Below are 1,969 nucleotides of genomic sequence, written 5' to 3' on the forward strand. Positions count from 1 at the left end.
CCCTCCTTGAACATCCGGTTTTGGACTTGGTTTCATAGAACTTTAGACGTTACCACGTTAAGCGTACCAGAAAAATCAAGGCTTTGCCTAAGACTTTGGGTTGATTCTGTTGCAATTTTTCGGTACGCTAGAAGAAACACATAAGGAAGCGGTTTCTTGAAAATCGAACACAAGCTTTTCGCCAAACTACAAGGCGAAACCATCACCCAATACACATTAAAAAACCAACACGATCTCGCCTTGCGCCTGATCACTTTTGGAGCGCGAGTACAACAGTTACGCCTACCTGATCAAACAGGCGCTGATCCTAATTTAATTGCTGGCTTTGTGACCTTGCAAGATTATTTGCAACAGCCTGAACCTTTTGGCGCGTTAATGGGACCGGATTGTTTGCACCCCACGCATACTGACTGGCAAAATTGGAACTGGGACGCTCAAATCGTTGACGATGCGGTTGTCATGCAACTGCGTTTACCTGACGGCGTCAACGCTTTGCCAGGAACGCAAACCATCACCATCACCCATCAGCTTAATGATGACAATGTTTGGCAAGCCAAGCTGCAAGTGCAAAGCGATACCGCGATCCAATTGCGACCAAATTACAATTTAGCCTTCATGTTAACAGGGGACCCTGCGCGCACGATTGATCATCAACAACTGACGCTTGGCAATACCACCACTTCGGTGCATACCATTCAAACTGCGCAATCCCAAGCGACCTTGGCTGATGAGCGCTGGACGTTGACCTATCAAACCAGTGGCGTCGGCCTGGCGATCACCACGTTTGACCATATCGATGAGGCCACCAACTTTAATGGGATCCTCGGCCATCCCCGAGCTACCGTTGGGATTCGGCCACTGGTTGCCGATGCGGATCAAAGCGTGCTGGTCGATGCCACGCATCCGTTTGAACTCACCACGACGATTCAACTTCAAGCCAACTAAAAAACTCCGCATTGCTGCGTGCGGAGTTTTTGGGTTTATTTAGCTGGCTTGGTTGGCTTGTCAGCTTTTTTCAACTGTTCTGCCAAGTTTAAAATGTACGGCCGCAATTCATCTTTGACTTCTGGATGGGTCAAGCCATATTGAATCGTGGTTTGCACAAAGCCGAACTTGTTGCCGACATCAAAGCGGTCCCCTTTGAATTCATGGGCGAATACGCGTTGCGTCTTGTTCAACTCATCGATGGCATCCGTCAATTGAATTTCATTGCCTTTGCCTGGCTTTTGGTTATCTAAAATGTCAAAAATTTCTGGTGTGAGCAAGTAACGCCCAATGATGGCCAAATCAGATGGCGCATCTTCAACGGCTGGCTTTTCAACGAACTTTTTAACGTTGAACAACCCAGGCTTGACTTCACTTTCAGGATCGATCACACCATAAGCCGAGACTTCATCATGAGGCACTTTTTTAACTGCCAAGATGGAAGCATGGGTTTCATCATACGCATCGATCAACTGTTGGGTCAATGGTACCTTGTCTTGCATCAAGTCGTCGCCTAACATGACAACGAAGGGTTCATCGGCAATGAAGGATTTCGCCAAACGCACCGCGTCACCCAAGCCGCGGGGATATGGTTGGCGCACAAAGAACAAGTTGACGCCGATATCCGTGGTTTGATGCACCAATTCCAACAACTTGTCTTTATGTTTGGCTTCCAAGTTTTGTTCAAGTTCTGGTGCGGAATCAAAATGATCTTCAATGGAGCGCTTTTGTTTGCCTTCCACGATTAAAATGTCTTCAATGCCTGAAGCTTTGGCTTCTTCGACAATGAATTGGATCGTGGGCTTATCCACGATCGGTAACATTTCTTTGGCTAATGCTTTAGTCGCAGGTAAAAAGCGGGTCCCAAGTCCCGCTGCAGGAATCACAGCTTTGCGTACTTTCAATGTCTCATCCTCCTCAAGGTAATAGGTACTGTCAAACGTACCTCGTTTAAATTCATAATTTCCGAACAATAAAAAACACC

The 1,969-nt window shown here is 46.9% G+C and carries 2 protein-coding genes; one reads left to right on the forward strand and one right to left on the reverse strand.

All coding sequences use genetic code 11. From position 1 onward, the window contains the following. Window positions 1–156: 156 nt before the first annotated feature. Window positions 157–945 (forward strand): aldose epimerase family protein, encoded by a 789-nt coding sequence (locus FD01_RS13645; protein WP_056964838.1) that lies wholly within the window; start codon window positions 157–159, stop codon window positions 943–945. Window positions 946–980: 35 nt separating this feature from the next. On the opposite strand, the gene galU is transcribed toward FD01_RS13645, so the two are convergent. After that, a complete protein-coding gene (galU, locus tag FD01_RS13650) occupies window positions 981–1,889 on the reverse strand; it encodes a UTP--glucose-1-phosphate uridylyltransferase GalU (RefSeq protein ID WP_056964840.1) in 909 nt (302 codons plus the stop codon). Window positions 1,890–1,969: the final 80 nt, after the last annotated feature.

The sequence above is a fragment of the Lacticaseibacillus manihotivorans DSM 13343 = JCM 12514 genome (genome assembly GCF_001435035.1).
Classification (GTDB): domain Bacteria; phylum Bacillota; class Bacilli; order Lactobacillales; family Lactobacillaceae; genus Lacticaseibacillus; species Lacticaseibacillus manihotivorans.